At 27.3% G+C, this 13,182-nt stretch carries 14 protein-coding genes; 12 read left to right on the plus strand and 2 right to left on the minus strand.

Annotated features, from left to right (window positions below; genetic code table 11):
* Nucleotides 1-13: 13 nt before the first annotated feature.
* Nucleotides 14-1,369 (minus strand): MurT ligase domain-containing protein, encoded by a 1,356-nt coding sequence (locus tag AC4FQ1_RS10685; protein WP_491148161.1) that lies wholly within the window; start codon nucleotides 1,367-1,369, stop codon nucleotides 14-16.
* 253 nt (nucleotides 1,370-1,622) lie between these two features.
* Between AC4FQ1_RS10685 and manA the strand changes: the two genes are divergently transcribed.
* From manA to AC4FQ1_RS10720, 7 genes are all read left to right on the plus strand, one after another.
* A complete protein-coding gene (gene manA / locus AC4FQ1_RS10690; RefSeq protein WP_303130345.1) occupies nucleotides 1,623-2,600 on the plus strand; it encodes a mannose-6-phosphate isomerase, class I in 978 nt (325 codons plus the stop codon).
* A gap of 167 nt (nucleotides 2,601-2,767) precedes the next feature.
* Nucleotides 2,768-3,628, plus strand: coding sequence for an undecaprenyl-diphosphate phosphatase (locus AC4FQ1_RS10695; protein ID WP_491169646.1), 861 nt, complete (start codon nucleotides 2,768-2,770; stop codon nucleotides 3,626-3,628).
* Nucleotides 3,629-3,936: 308 nt separating this feature from the next.
* A complete protein-coding gene (locus tag AC4FQ1_RS10700) occupies nucleotides 3,937-5,037 on the plus strand; it encodes a 6-phosphofructokinase (protein ID WP_303128904.1) in 1,101 nt (366 codons plus the stop codon).
* A gap of 138 nt (nucleotides 5,038-5,175) precedes the next feature.
* Nucleotides 5,176-5,955 (plus strand): serine hydrolase, encoded by a 780-nt coding sequence (locus tag AC4FQ1_RS10705; RefSeq protein WP_303128902.1) that lies wholly within the window; start codon nucleotides 5,176-5,178, stop codon nucleotides 5,953-5,955.
* 132 nt (nucleotides 5,956-6,087) lie between these two features.
* Nucleotides 6,088-6,231, plus strand: a complete 144-nt coding sequence (locus tag AC4FQ1_RS10710; RefSeq protein ID WP_303128901.1) for a spore coat associated protein CotJA — start codon at nucleotides 6,088-6,090, stop codon at nucleotides 6,229-6,231.
* A 22-nt stretch (nucleotides 6,232-6,253) separates the two neighbouring features.
* Nucleotides 6,254-6,505, plus strand: coding sequence for a spore coat protein CotJB (locus AC4FQ1_RS10715; RefSeq protein WP_303128900.1), 252 nt, complete (start codon nucleotides 6,254-6,256; stop codon nucleotides 6,503-6,505).
* Nucleotides 6,506-6,517: 12 nt separating this feature from the next.
* Nucleotides 6,518-7,087: a manganese catalase family protein gene (locus AC4FQ1_RS10720; protein ID WP_303128898.1), complete on the plus strand. Its 570-nt coding sequence runs from the start codon at nucleotides 6,518-6,520 to the stop codon at nucleotides 7,085-7,087.
* Nucleotides 7,088-7,144: 57 nt separating this feature from the next.
* Here AC4FQ1_RS10720 and AC4FQ1_RS10725 read toward each other — a convergent pair whose 3' ends face one another.
* On the minus strand, nucleotides 7,145-8,071 hold the full coding sequence (locus tag AC4FQ1_RS10725; RefSeq protein WP_491147630.1) for a polysaccharide deacetylase family protein: 927 nt from the start codon (nucleotides 8,069-8,071) through the stop codon (nucleotides 7,145-7,147).
* Between the two features lie 370 nt (nucleotides 8,072-8,441).
* On the opposite strand from AC4FQ1_RS10725, the gene AC4FQ1_RS10730 reads away from it, so the two are divergent.
* From AC4FQ1_RS10730 to pyrF, 5 genes are all read left to right on the plus strand, one after another.
* Nucleotides 8,442-9,479: a TDT family transporter gene (locus AC4FQ1_RS10730; RefSeq protein WP_303128896.1), complete on the plus strand. Its 1,038-nt coding sequence runs from the start codon at nucleotides 8,442-8,444 to the stop codon at nucleotides 9,477-9,479.
* Between the two features lie 249 nt (nucleotides 9,480-9,728).
* Nucleotides 9,729-10,652, plus strand: coding sequence for an aspartate carbamoyltransferase (gene pyrB, locus AC4FQ1_RS10735; protein ID WP_491147629.1), 924 nt, complete (start codon nucleotides 9,729-9,731; stop codon nucleotides 10,650-10,652).
* 1 nt (nucleotide 10,653) lies between these two features.
* Nucleotides 10,654-11,079, plus strand: coding sequence for an aspartate carbamoyltransferase regulatory subunit (locus AC4FQ1_RS10740; protein ID WP_303128893.1), 426 nt, complete (start codon nucleotides 10,654-10,656; stop codon nucleotides 11,077-11,079).
* Nucleotides 11,080-11,094: 15 nt separating this feature from the next.
* Nucleotides 11,095-12,291: a dihydroorotase gene (locus AC4FQ1_RS10745; RefSeq protein ID WP_491169647.1), complete on the plus strand. Its 1,197-nt coding sequence runs from the start codon at nucleotides 11,095-11,097 to the stop codon at nucleotides 12,289-12,291.
* A gap of 13 nt (nucleotides 12,292-12,304) precedes the next feature.
* Nucleotides 12,305-13,177: an orotidine-5'-phosphate decarboxylase gene (pyrF, locus tag AC4FQ1_RS10750; protein WP_303128888.1), complete on the plus strand. Its 873-nt coding sequence runs from the start codon at nucleotides 12,305-12,307 to the stop codon at nucleotides 13,175-13,177.
* Nucleotides 13,178-13,182 lie beyond the last annotated feature (5 nt).

The following is a 13,182-nucleotide window of genomic DNA, read 5'->3' on the forward strand; positions in this document are numbered from 1 at the left end:
TATTACCTTCTTTCTACCAAAGTTTATTTATATAACCTTTTGAATGTAGGAACTTTCTATAGTTGATCATTGCTGTATAAGTCGCAAGAACATAAATAGTATCATCATTACATTCTTTGATTTTATTAGTTAAAGCTTCATAATCAGCTTCTATTATAAATTTATCAGAATTAAGTCCGCAAGTTTTAAGTCTTACAGCCATATCATACATTCTCATTCCTGATATAAATATATTGTTAATTGGAAGTGATGGAAGTCTTTCAAAATCAACATCCCATATCCAAGAAACATCTCTTCCATCTGCGTAGTTATCATTTAACATAAATAAGGCAGAGAAGGGTTCTTTATTTAAGCATAATGTATCTATTGCTTGATTATATCCAGCTGGATTTTTTACAAGAATTATTTTAACATTTTTACCTTCTAAGTTTATAACTTCTTGTCTACCAAAGCTTGAATCTTGTTTTCCTAAAGATTTTGAAATTATTTTATCAGAAACACCTAAATCTTTTGTTATTGAATAAGCACAAAGTCCGTTATAAATATTATAAGCACCGGATTGACTTATAGTAATTGGTGTTCCATTTATAATTACTCTTGAAAATTCAGGGGTAACTTCAAGTATTTCATCAACTGCATATTTTAGTTTTGGTCTTTTATATCCACAGCTAGGACAATAAAAATCTCCTAAATGATTATATGTTATAAAATTATATTCATAAGGTGACTTACAGAATTTACAAAACTTTGAATCTGCATTTACATCTAGTTTAGTATCTTTCTGTACTGGAACATTAAATCCATAGAATTCAGTAGGATTTTTAACATCTAGTTTACCAAGTAAAGATTCATCACCATTTAATATAAGTTTAGTTTCAGGAACTTTAACAACACCTTCTAGTATTTTTGTAAGTGTTGTATAAACTTCACCATACCTATCTAGTTGATCTCTAAATAGATTAGTTATAGTTATTATTTCAGGTTTTATGTATTCAGTAATAAATTTAACATTTGCTTCATCTACTTCAATAACTGCATATTTAGATGAATTATCACTAAATTTAAAATTGTCTATAAAACAAGAAACGATTCCAGGAAAAAGATTAGCACCTGTATTATTAGTTATTACTTTAAAGCCATTTTCTTTAAGTATATTAGTAATCATACTAGTGGTTGTTGTTTTACCGTTAGTACCAGTTATTAAGATAACTTTATATCCTTTAGAAACTGTTTTTAAAATATTTCTATCAATTTTTAATGCTATTCTTCCAGGAAAAGTACTTCCTCCTTTTAAAAAGTTTTTTGAAATAAATAGTACTATTTTACTTGAAATAATACTAATAATTGATTTTATATTAATAATAATCACCACCTAGTGTTTAAGTATCTTCTTTATATAAATAATTAATAGTATAACACAAACTATATTATAGCGAAATATTTTAAATATCAATATAATTAATAGAATTATTATTAGATATATAATAAAAATAAAAGAAAATCTAAAATAATTCTTTGAATTTTACAGAAATATATATTTTTTTCATATGGATTTTTATTTTTTTGTCTGATAGAATAAGAAACAAGAAAGGTTTGACATAAAGATGAGAGGAGATCTTAATATGTACCCAATAAAATTTGAAAATTTATACTATGACAAAATCTGGGGTGGAAGAGATTTTGAAAAATTTAGAACTAACATGCCTGAAGGATTAATAGGTGAAACATGGGATATCGCTTGTCATAGAAATGGAACTGGTATCGTAGAAAATGGTGAATTTAAAGGTATGAAATTTGATGAACTTTTAAATAAGTTAGGCCATAAATTAGTAGGAGATAAAATAGAAGCAGATAAGTTCCCATTATTAATAAAGCTTATTAATGCTAATGATAAATTATCAGTTCAAGTTCATCCAGGGGATGAGTATGCAAGAGAAAAGGATAACGATCTTGGAAAAACTGAAGCTTGGTATGTTGTTGATGCAAAAGAAGGAGCTTCATTAATAGTTGGAACAAAAGATTGTGATAAAAAAATATTTGAAGAAGCAATAAAGAAAGGAGATTTAACTCCTTATTTAAATCAAATTCCAGTTAAAAAAGGTGATATGTTCTACGTAAAAAGTGGATTAGTTCATGCAATTTGTGAAGGGGTAGTAATAGCTGAAATTCAACAAAATAGTGATACTACATATAGAGTTTATGATTATAATAGAGGCAGAGAAATCCATGTAGAAAAAGCTTTAGATGTTATAGATTTTTCATTAAAAGGTGAAAATATAAAAGGTATTACAATTCATGAAGATGGATATGATAAAACTGTACTTTGCATAGGTGAATATTTTGCTATAGAAAAATACGAAGTTAAAGAAAGTGCAAAAGAATCAAGTGATAAAAATAGATTCTATTTATTTACATGTGTAGAAGGCAACGGAGAAATTTTATGGAATGATGGTTCTTTAGAAATTAAGATGGGGGACAGTATACTTATACCAGCTCATCTTGGAGAATATGAACTTAAAGGAAACTTTACGTTATTAAAGAGTTTTGTTCCGGATGTAGAAGAAGAAAAAGAAAAAATATTAGCTCCAGTTTTAAAATAATATTTCAAAAGTTAATAAATTCAGATTAATAAACAAAGAGAGGCTTTTAATAAGGCCTCTTTTATTTTCTTAAAATTAGATTAATTAAATTGTAATATATAGACAAGTCATTATAATAAACTTATAATTAAAAAGTCAGAAATTTTTTAGAAAGTGAGTGAGAATGAGTGGGAATAGATTTGCTATTAATACTTAAGGCAATTATTGTTGCTATAGTAGAAGGTCTAACGGAGTTCGTTCCAGTTTCATCAACAGGACATATGATTCTTGTTGGTAATTTAATAAACTTTACTGGAGCGTTTGCAGATATGTTTACGGTTGTAATACAACTTGGAGCAATACTTGCCGTTGTTGTATTATATTGGACTAAAATAAGCACTAGCGTTGTGGAATTTTTTAAATTTATATTTACTAAAGGAAGAGAAGGAGAAACAGGTTTTAGATTTGGTATTAATGTAATAGTTGGTTCAATACCTGCACTTATAATGGGATTACTTCTTCATGATAAAATAAAATCATTATTTACTCCAAGAGCTGTAATATATGGATTTATAGTTGGAGGTATACTATTAATAGTTATAGAAAATATTTATAGAAAAAGAAGAGCAAAAGCAAGGGATATTGATGCAATTACACCTAAAGAAGCTTTAATAGTTGGTGTTGCTCAGTGTTTTGCAATGTGGCCTGGAATGTCAAGAAGTGCATCTACAATAATGGGTGGATGGATTGCTGGACTTTCAACACCTGTAGCTGCTGAATTTTCATTTTTCTTAGCAATACCTGCTATGGTAGGATCAACTGGACTTGATATGTTAAAGTTTGATTATTCAATTATGACAACAACTGATTGGATAGCTTTAGCAGTAGGATTTGTAGTGGCATTTATAGTTGCTCTTATTGTTATGAATAAGTTTGTAAACTACTTAAAGAAGAAACCTATGAGAGTATTTGCAGTTTATAGAATAGTTGTAGGAGTTATACTTGCAGTATTAGTATTTGCTGGATTAATGACTTTACCACCATTATAAAATTAAATAAATAATAAAAAAATCAGTCAAGAATTTTATTTGGCTGATTTTTTTATTATGTAAATATTTATATTTATTAAGATAAAATTTTAAAAATATAATTTTAATATAAAACTAACTTGATTTTTAAAATAATAATAAATTTATCTTTATATAAAGAAAAAAATATGATATCATAAAAATGGTAAATATTTTACTTAAAAGGAAAAATAATCAAAAGGGTTTACTAAAGTTAAATAAGATTTTATAAGTTTAATGTTAAAAAATAGGAGCGGGGAACATTAAAAGAATAGAGGGGGATTTATTAGATGATGAAAAAGGTTAAAAAGATAGCTTTATTAACTGGTGGTGGTGATTGCCCAGGATTAAATGCTGTAATTAGATCTGTAACTAGAGCCGCTATTTTAAATTATGGGTATGAGGTTATAGGATATAAGTTTGGATATAGAGGCCTTTATAAAAATGATTTTATACCATTAACATTAGAATCTGTATCTGGAATACTTCATAGAGGGGGAACTATTCTTTATAGTTCTAATAAGGATAATCTTTTTGATTATGCTATAGAAGAGGATGGTAAATTTATTAAGAAAGATGTTTCAGATGTAGCAGTGGAAAATCTTAAAAAGGAAGGTGTAGATGCTCTTATAGTAATAGGTGGAGATGGAACTTTAACTTCAGCTAGAGATTTTTCAAGAAAAGGAATAAAAGTTATAGGAGTTCCAAAAACTATAGATAATGATTTAGCTTCAACTGATGTAACTTTTGGATTTAATACTGCAATAGATGTTGCAACAGAAGCTTTAGATAGACTTCATACAACTGCTGAATCACATCATAGAATAATGCTTTGTGAGGTAATGGGAAGAGGAGCAGGATGGATAGCATTAGAATCAGGAATTGCAGGATCTGCAGATGTTATATTATTACCTGAGATACCTTATGATATAAATAAAATCGTAGAAAAAATTAATGAAAGAAAAGATGAAGGGAAAATGTTTACTATAATAGTAGTAGCAGAAGGTGCAAAGTCAAAAGATGGAGATGTAGTAATATCAAAAATAGTAGAAGATAGTCCAGATCCAATAAGGTTAGGTGGAATTGGAAATAAATTAGCTGATGATTTAGAAAAAATAATAAAAGACCATGAAGTTAGATGTACTGTTCTTGGACATATTCAAAGAGGTGGAAACACATCAACCTTTGATAGAATATTATCAACAAGATATGGAGTAGCTGCAGTAGAAATGATTAATGAAGGATTATTTGGGAATATGGTTTGTTTAAAAGGTGATAAAATAACATATGATAGTCTAGAAAATGTTATTGGGCAACATACTAAACAAGTTGATCCTAGTTGTGAATTGGTTACAATAGCTAAAAAGATAGGAATATCATTTGGTGATTAATTAATATATATCAAGGGTTTAGCATAATGCTAAATCCTTTAATTATATTTTCAAAATATATGTAAATATGTTATAATTTTATTAACAAAATATTATTAAAATTAAGTTCATACTTAAAATAAAAAGCTGGAGGGTATTATGAAAGAGGTTAAAAGATATTTAGAATCAAGAATTGGTACTTATAGTTTTTTCTTTGAAGATTTAGAAAGTGGATTTGTTTATGGATATAATGAAAACGTTAAAATGACGGCGGCGGGATGTATGAAGCTTCCAATAGCAGTATCTTTAATAAAAGATGTTGAAAGAGGAAAAATAACTTTTATGGATAAGATTAGAATCGATGGTGTCGATAAAGTGTATGGAACAGGAATAATTCATGAATTTAATTCAAGAGATTATACGGTTTTTGAACTTTTAGTGGCTATGCTTATTCAAAGTGATAACACAGCTGCAAATAAAATTATTGATATTATTGGAATGGATAGAATAAATGAAGATATAAGAGAAATGGGATTAGAGAACACTAAATTAAATAGAAAGACTGCGGATGAAAGAACAGGTAAAATTGACATAGAAAATTTAACATCAGCAAAAGACTTATCAAAGATATGGAAGCATCTATACAAAGCAACTTATTTAACCGAAGAAAATAGTACCATGCTTATAGATATTCTCAGAAGACAGCAGATAAAAAATAAATTAGCATTATATATACCTGATGATTTAAAGTATGAAATATCAAGTAAAACTGGAGATAAAACAGGTGTTGAAAATGATACAGCATTAATACAACTTTCTAAAGGAACATTTACCTTTACTGTGTTATCTACAGAAGTTCCAAATAGTGTTTATGGAACTGTTACATTAGCTAAATGTGGAAAGATGATGTGGGATAATATAATTAATAATTGGAATTAATATGTAGATTTCAAAGGAGAATTCTAAATATTTAGAATTCTCTTTTTTGATGAATTAAACATGAAATATGTAACATTTTCTTTTTAACATACATAACATATTAATATATTTATAGAAGAAAGGATGATATGTATGTCTTATTGTGCTAATAAATGTTTTGATTTAGAGTATGCACGTGCATATATATTACCTCAAAAATACGAAAATTTATATTCAGTTTATGAAGGTCTTTGTAGAGGAACTATATTTAAAGATTTATATAAACCTTATAAATAGAAGATAATAGAGAGGTAAAATTATGAAAGAAATTGAATTATTGAATAGTATACAAAAGATACAGTTTTATGCAGTAGAACTAAATCTTTATCTTGATAATTTCCCTAATGATAAAGAAGCTATAAGTGACTATAAAGAAGTTTCTAGAAAGTTAGACGCTTTAATTAGTGAATATGAATTAAAATATGGACCTATAAGAAACTTTGGAGATGCTTATGTGGAAAATCCATTAGAGTGGGTCAATCAACCATGGCCTTGGGAAATTAAATATTAGGAGGATTTAGTTATGTGGTACTATGTTAAGACTTTAGAATATCCTATAAATTTAAAATGTAATGATCTTAGGATGGCAAAATTTTTAATGTCACAATATGGAGGTCCAGACGGTGAATTAAGTGCTGCTCTTAGGTATTTAAATCAAAGATATACAATGCCAACAAATAAAGCTAAAGGCTTATTAACTGATATAGGAACAGAGGAATTAGCTCATGTAGAAATGATTGCTACTATGATTTATCAATTAATGGAAAATGCCTCTATTGAGGATTTGAAAAATGCTGGACTTGCTGCTCATTATACAGATCACGGAAAAGCATTATATTATAGCGATGCTCAAGGAAATCCATGGACAGCAACTTATATTCAAGCAAAAGGTGATGTTATTGCAGATTTAAATGAAGATATGGCAGCTGAACAAAAAGCTAGAGCAACCTATGAATGGCTTATAGATTTGACAGATGATCAAGATATAAAAGAAATATTACGTTTTTTAAGACAAAGAGAAGTTGTTCATTACCAAAGATTTGGTGAAGCATTAATGGATGTTCAAGATAACTATAAATGTAAATATAATTAATTTAGAATAGAAAAATTAAGAGCCTTTGTTAAAGGCTCTTTTTTATATTGTAAAATTTTATTTTATTGTTCTAAACTCAAAACCTTTATCTTTAAAGTATTTAATTATTTCTGGTAGAGCTTTTGTAGTTTCAGCTTTACCATATGTATCATGCATTAGTACTACAATACTATCTGCATCTTTTCCTAGTTCATTAACACTATTTTTTAAATAAGAAACTAGTTCTTTAGAGTTTTTCTTTTTACCTTCTGCATCACCATTTAAAGCATTCCAATCAATATTTCTAATACCTAGTTCCTTCATTTTATTTTTAAAATTTTCTTTACCATTCCAAGAACGATATCCTCCTGGTAATCTTATGATTCTAGTATAAAAGTCTTTTCCTAAAATATCTTTCATTAATTTATCATTCTTTTTTAAATCGGATATTACATTATCAACATTTATTGTTCTAGAAGGATAAAGATAATTATAATTATGACTGTAAGTATGGTTACCTATGGCATGTCCTTCATTAGCAATTTGTTTCAATAAAGCTTTTGATTCATCACTTGCTATGATAGATTTTCCAGTTACAAAAAAAGTTGCTTTAATATCATGTTTTTTTAAAATATTAAGTACTTTTGGAGTATTTGTTGTTGATGGTCCATCATCAAAAGTTAAATAAACAACTTTTTTTCTATCTGTTCTAACGGGATAATGAATAGAACCTTTTATTAATTCATTTGTATTTTTAGAAATAACTAAGGCATCATCTGCGTTAGGATCATCTTTTAATTGTAAGTAGTTATTATTAACTGATCCTTTTTTCACTTCGTTTTTTACTTCATTTTTAATTTCTTGTTTTGTGCCTGTATTTTCTGCTTTGGCAACTTTAGGTTTAGTAGATTTAAAATTTGAAAAATATAATACAGGTATTATAAAAATAAGTAATATTACTAAAATAAAGAATACTATTTTTTTATTTTTATTATTTTCACTCATATTTAATCCTCCTTAGTTAATTTAATTAATTACTTTTAGTATTGTTCTTAATTAAATTTTTATTCGGATATAAAATAATAACAAATATATAATAAAAATTTAAAAAATGTAAATTAATAAATTATAGATATAAGATAATTTCTATGTTAAAATACCTTGTATGTTTTTATTAAAATTGAGATTAATTAATATTAAAATTTAATAAATAATAAATTTAATACTTTACATATTTAAATGGGAAAATATAGATGAATTTTATATAAAATTTTAAAATAAGTAAATACCTATGTTAAATATAAAATATAAATATTTCTCTTATTTGAAATTTGTATATATAATCAATCTTGTAAAGATCAATGGAGGTGTATATATGAAGGTTGAAAATAATTTATTAAATAAATTAGAGAATTATCCAATAGGAATATGCGGTACTTCACTAGGATTAATAACTATTGGATCTGCTTGGCAATTAAATAATATAAAATTTTTTAAGCCAGTAGCAATTATATTTTCAATTATAGCTTTAGCATTAATGTTTTTAAGAATAGTGAAATTTCCAAAGAAAATTTTAGAGGAATTAAAACATCCTGTTTTAGGTAGTTTTTATCCAACTATAGATATGGCTCTTATGTTAATAGCAGCATATTTTTTAGATGTAGCTCCTAAAATAGCAGAAACTGTATGGCTTTTATGTGTAGCAGTACATTTTATACTATTTATAGTATTTTCAATATTTAGATTTAAAAATTTTAAATTAGAAGATATGGTTCCAAGTTGGTTTGTAATATGGATTGGTGTAGTTGTAGCATGCGTTACAAGTCCTGGAATGGGGCATGATAGCTTAGCTAGATTATTATTTTATTTTGGATTTGTATTATATATAATTACATGGCCAATAATGTTATATAGAGTATATAATCATAAAGCTATTGAAGAACATAAACTACCAACAATAGGAGTAATGGCAGCACCTGCAAGTCTTTGTATAGTAGGATATACTTCAGCATTTACAGTTATAAATCCAGTAATACTTTGGGTTTTAGTAATTATATCATTTATAAATTTAATTATAGTTTATAGTTATATAATAGGATTTATAAAGAAAGGATTTGCGCCAACATATGCAGCGTTAACTTTCCCATTAGCTATAAGTGTAATGGCAGCATATAAAGTAAGTAAATATTTAGGAAGTGGCATATGGCAATCTGTATTTAAAACAATAGGTGATATTGAAATATTTATAGGTACAGGTGTTATTTTATATGTTGTATTTAATTTCTTATTATTATTTATTAAAGCAATAAATCCAAGATTAGAAAAAGATTTAGAAAAAGAAGAAAGTTTACTTGAAACAACTGTTAAAGAAGAAATTTTACCAGATTCTGAAGTTGAAGATTTAACAAAATAATAAATAATTACTTCTTTAAATTATTGACAGATTATCTTTTTAGTGGTATTCTTACAAACAAGATAACCTTTAATTTGATCCAGAGAGGTCATTAAGGAAGTAATAGTAATGTAGTTATATATGGGATAATTACGCCTTCCTTAGTATTTAAGGAAGGCTTTTTTTAAAAGTTTTTTTAGACAAGTATATAATTACAAGAACGTATTTCCCTTTAAATTTAACACTGAGAGGTTAAGAAGGAGTGATATTATGTTAAAAGACAGACATTTAATAGATCCTATGGATTTTACTGTAGGTGAATTAGAAGAAATTTTCAATTTAGCACATCAAATTATAGAAAATCCAAAAAAATATTCAAAGATATGTGATGGAAAAATTTTAGCAACTCTATTTTATGAGCCTAGTACAAGAACAAGATTTAGCTTTGAAGCAGCTATGATGAGATTAGGCGGAAATATCTTAGGCTTTTCAGAGCCAAATTCAAGTTCAGCATCAAAAGGTGAAACACTTGCAGATACAATAAAAATGGTATCAATTTATTCAGACATTATAACAATGAGACATCCAAAAGAAGGCTCTGCTAGAGTAGCAAGTATGTATTCAGATGTATCAGTTATAAATGCTGGTGATGGTGGACACCAACATCCAACTCAAACACTAACAGATTTATTAACAATAAAAACATTAAAAGGTAATCTTGAAAATAAAACTATAGGTATATGTGGAGACTTAAAATATGGAAGAACAGTACATTCTTTAATAAAAGCAATGTCAAGATATGAAAACAATAAATTCGTACTGATATCTCCAAAAGAACTTAGAATTCCAGATTATATAAGAGATGAAGTATTAAAGAAAAATAATATAGAATTTAAAGAAGTTGAAAGATTAGAAGATGTAATAGAAGAAGTTGATATTCTTTATATGACAAGAATTCAAAAAGAAAGATTTTTCAATGAAGAAGAATATTTAAGACTTAAAGATAGTTATATTTTAGATATGGAAAAAATGGACCTTGCAAAAGAGGATATGATAGTTATGCATCCACTTCCAAGAGTGAATGAAATTGCTGTAGAAGTTGACGGTGATAAAAGAGCAGCTTATTTTAAGCAAGCTGAGTATGGAATGTATGCAAGAATGGCATTAATATGTAAACTTTTGGGGGTATGTTAATATGTTAGAAATTACAAGTATAAAAAATGGATTAGTTATAGATCACATAAAAGCTGGAGTTGGAATTAAAATATTTAATCATTTAAACCTAGAAAAATCAGATTTAAGTGTAGCCTTAATAATGAATGTCCCAAGTAATAGATCAGGAAAAAAAGATATTATAAAGATTGAAGATATAGAAAAAATAAATTACGAAGTTTTAGCTATGCTTTCTCCTAATGTTACAGTAAATGAAATTAGAAATGAAAAAATAGTTAATAAGATAATACCAGAATTACCTCAAACAGTTGAAGGAATAATAACTTGTGATAATGTAAGATGTATAACAAGTGATGAAAAGTATGTTCCTCAAATATTCAATTTAGTAGATAGAAGCGAAGCTACTTATAAATGTGAATATTGTGATCATATAATGACACTTAAATAAGATGAGGTGTTTAATTTGAATATATTAATAAAAAATGCAAATATAATAGATTCATGTCAAAACTTTTATGGAGATATTTATATAGAAAAAGGGAAAATAAAGGAAATAGGAACAGAAATAAATATAGATGGAGTAGAAGTTATTGATGCTAAAGAATTAACATTAATGCCAGCGTTTATAGATACACATGCACATTTTAGAGATCCAGGACTTACTTATAAAGAAGATTTAGAAACTGGATCAAAGGCTGCATTGAGAGGAGGATATACAGGGGTTTGCCTTATGGGAAATACAAATCCTGTATGTTCTACTAGGGAAGTATTAGATTATGTAAAAGATAAAGAAAAAACTTTAAATCTTATAGACTTACATCAATGTGTAACTATAACAAAAAATTTTGATGGCAAAACAATATCACATCTAGAGTGTTTTAAAAATGATGATAGAGTGAAGGCTATCTCAGATGATGGTGTTGGAGTGTCAGATTCGAGAGTTATGATGGAAGCTATGAAAATTGCAAAAGAAAATAATTGGGTAGTTATGTCTCACGCAGAATCAGGTGAATTTTCAGATATAGATATGAGACTTGCTGAGAATATGATGACTTGGAGAGATATAACATTAGCAAAAGTTACAGGTGCAAAACTTCATATGGCTCATGTAAGTACAAAAGAAGCTATGAAGTATATAATTGATGGAAAATGTGAAGGTGTGAATGTAACTTGCGAGGTAACACCACATCATATAGCGCTTACTAATGATGTAAATAATTATAGAGTTAATCCACCTATAAGAGAACATGAAGATGTAGAATTTTTATTAAAGGCTATAAAGCATGGAGATGTTGATTGTATAGGTACAGATCATGCACCGCATACAAAGAAAGATAAGGAAAATGGATCTCCAGGAATGGTAGGGCTTGAAACTGCATTTCCTATATGTTATACAAAATTAGTTAAGGATGGAATTATTTCGATAAACAAGTTATCAGAAATGATGTCAAGAAATCCAGCTAATATTTTAGGGATGAATAAAGGAAATATTAGTATAGGATTAGATGGAGATGTTGTTTTATTAGATTTAAATAAAGAGATAGTAGTAAATTCAGATGACTTTCAATCAAAGGGGAAAAATACTCCATTTGAAGGAATGAATTTTTATGGAGAAGTTGTAATGACTATAAAAGGTGGAAAAGTTTTATATAAAAAGTAGTGAGGGTCAAATTATGAAAAGTAAGATTATAGATAAATTATATGATAGAGTTTTAGAAAGAGGAGTAGTTTGTGTTGGGCTTGATACAGCACTTGATTATATACCATCATTTATAAGAGAAGGGAAAAGTGATAAAGAGGCGATTGTTGAATTTAATAAAGCTATCATAGATTCAACAAGAGATGTTGTTGCATGCTTTAAAGTTCAAATAGCATATTATGAAGCTTTAGGTATAGAAGGTTTAAAAGCATACAAAGAAACATTAGAATATCTTAGAAGTTTAGATGAGATAATAATTGCAGATATAAAAAGAGGGGATATAGCAGCAACAGCAAAAATGTATGCAAAAGCTCATTTTGAAGGAGATTTTGAAGCAGACTTTATAACATTAAATCCTTATATGGGAATGGATAGTATAGCACCATATATTCCATATATAGAAAGTGGAAACAAAGGTATATTTAGTTTAGTAAGAACTTCTAATGAGGGAGCATTTGATATAGAGTATATAAAAGCTAAATCAGGAAGAAATGTTTATGATATAGTTGGAGAAAAAGTCTTACAATTAGGAGAGCCTTTTAAAGGAGAATGTGGATATACACCTATAGGAGGAGTTATAGGTTGTACTCATATAGAAGAAGGTGCAAAAATTAGAGAAAATCTAAAAGATATGTTCTTTTTAATACCGGGATATGGAGCACAAGGTGGAAAAGCTAAAGATGTTGCCATGTATTTAAATAATGGTAATGGAGGAGTTGTAAATTCATCAAGAGGAATTCTTTTAGCATACAAAAATAAAGGTGAAGATGAAAGAAATTTTGCTAAATGTGCAAGAGAAGAAGCGATGAAAATGAGAGATGAGATAAGATTAGCTTGCAACAGATAGGAGGA

Source organism: Clostridium sp. TJA020 (assembly GCF_058310295.1).

Bases quoted from the DNA above. Each gene is read 5' to 3' on its own strand.
- manA (WP_303130345.1), top strand. From the start codon at position 1,623: ATGTACCCAATAAAATTTGAAAATTTATACTATGACAAAATCTGGGGT.
- AC4FQ1_RS10700 (WP_303128904.1), top strand. From the start codon at position 3,937: ATGATGAAAAAGGTTAAAAAGATAGCTTTATTAACTGGTGGTGGTGAT.
- AC4FQ1_RS10705 (WP_303128902.1), top strand. From the start codon at position 5,176: ATGAAAGAGGTTAAAAGATATTTAGAATCAAGAATTGGTACTTATAGT.
- AC4FQ1_RS10710 (WP_303128901.1), top strand. From the start codon at position 6,088: ATGTCTTATTGTGCTAATAAATGTTTTGATTTAGAGTATGCACGTGCA.
- AC4FQ1_RS10715 (WP_303128900.1), top strand. From the start codon at position 6,254: ATGAAAGAAATTGAATTATTGAATAGTATACAAAAGATACAGTTTTAT.
- AC4FQ1_RS10720 (WP_303128898.1), top strand. From the start codon at position 6,518: ATGTGGTACTATGTTAAGACTTTAGAATATCCTATAAATTTAAAATGT.
- AC4FQ1_RS10725 (WP_491147630.1), bottom strand. From the start codon at position 8,071: ATGAGTGAAAATAATAAAAATAAAAAAATAGTATTCTTTATTTTAGTA.
- AC4FQ1_RS10730 (WP_303128896.1), top strand. From the start codon at position 8,442: ATGAAGGTTGAAAATAATTTATTAAATAAATTAGAGAATTATCCAATA.
- pyrB (WP_491147629.1), top strand. From the start codon at position 9,729: ATGTTAAAAGACAGACATTTAATAGATCCTATGGATTTTACTGTAGGT.
- AC4FQ1_RS10740 (WP_303128893.1), top strand. From the start codon at position 10,654: ATGTTAGAAATTACAAGTATAAAAAATGGATTAGTTATAGATCACATA.
- pyrF (WP_303128888.1), top strand. From the start codon at position 12,305: ATGAAAAGTAAGATTATAGATAAATTATATGATAGAGTTTTAGAAAGA.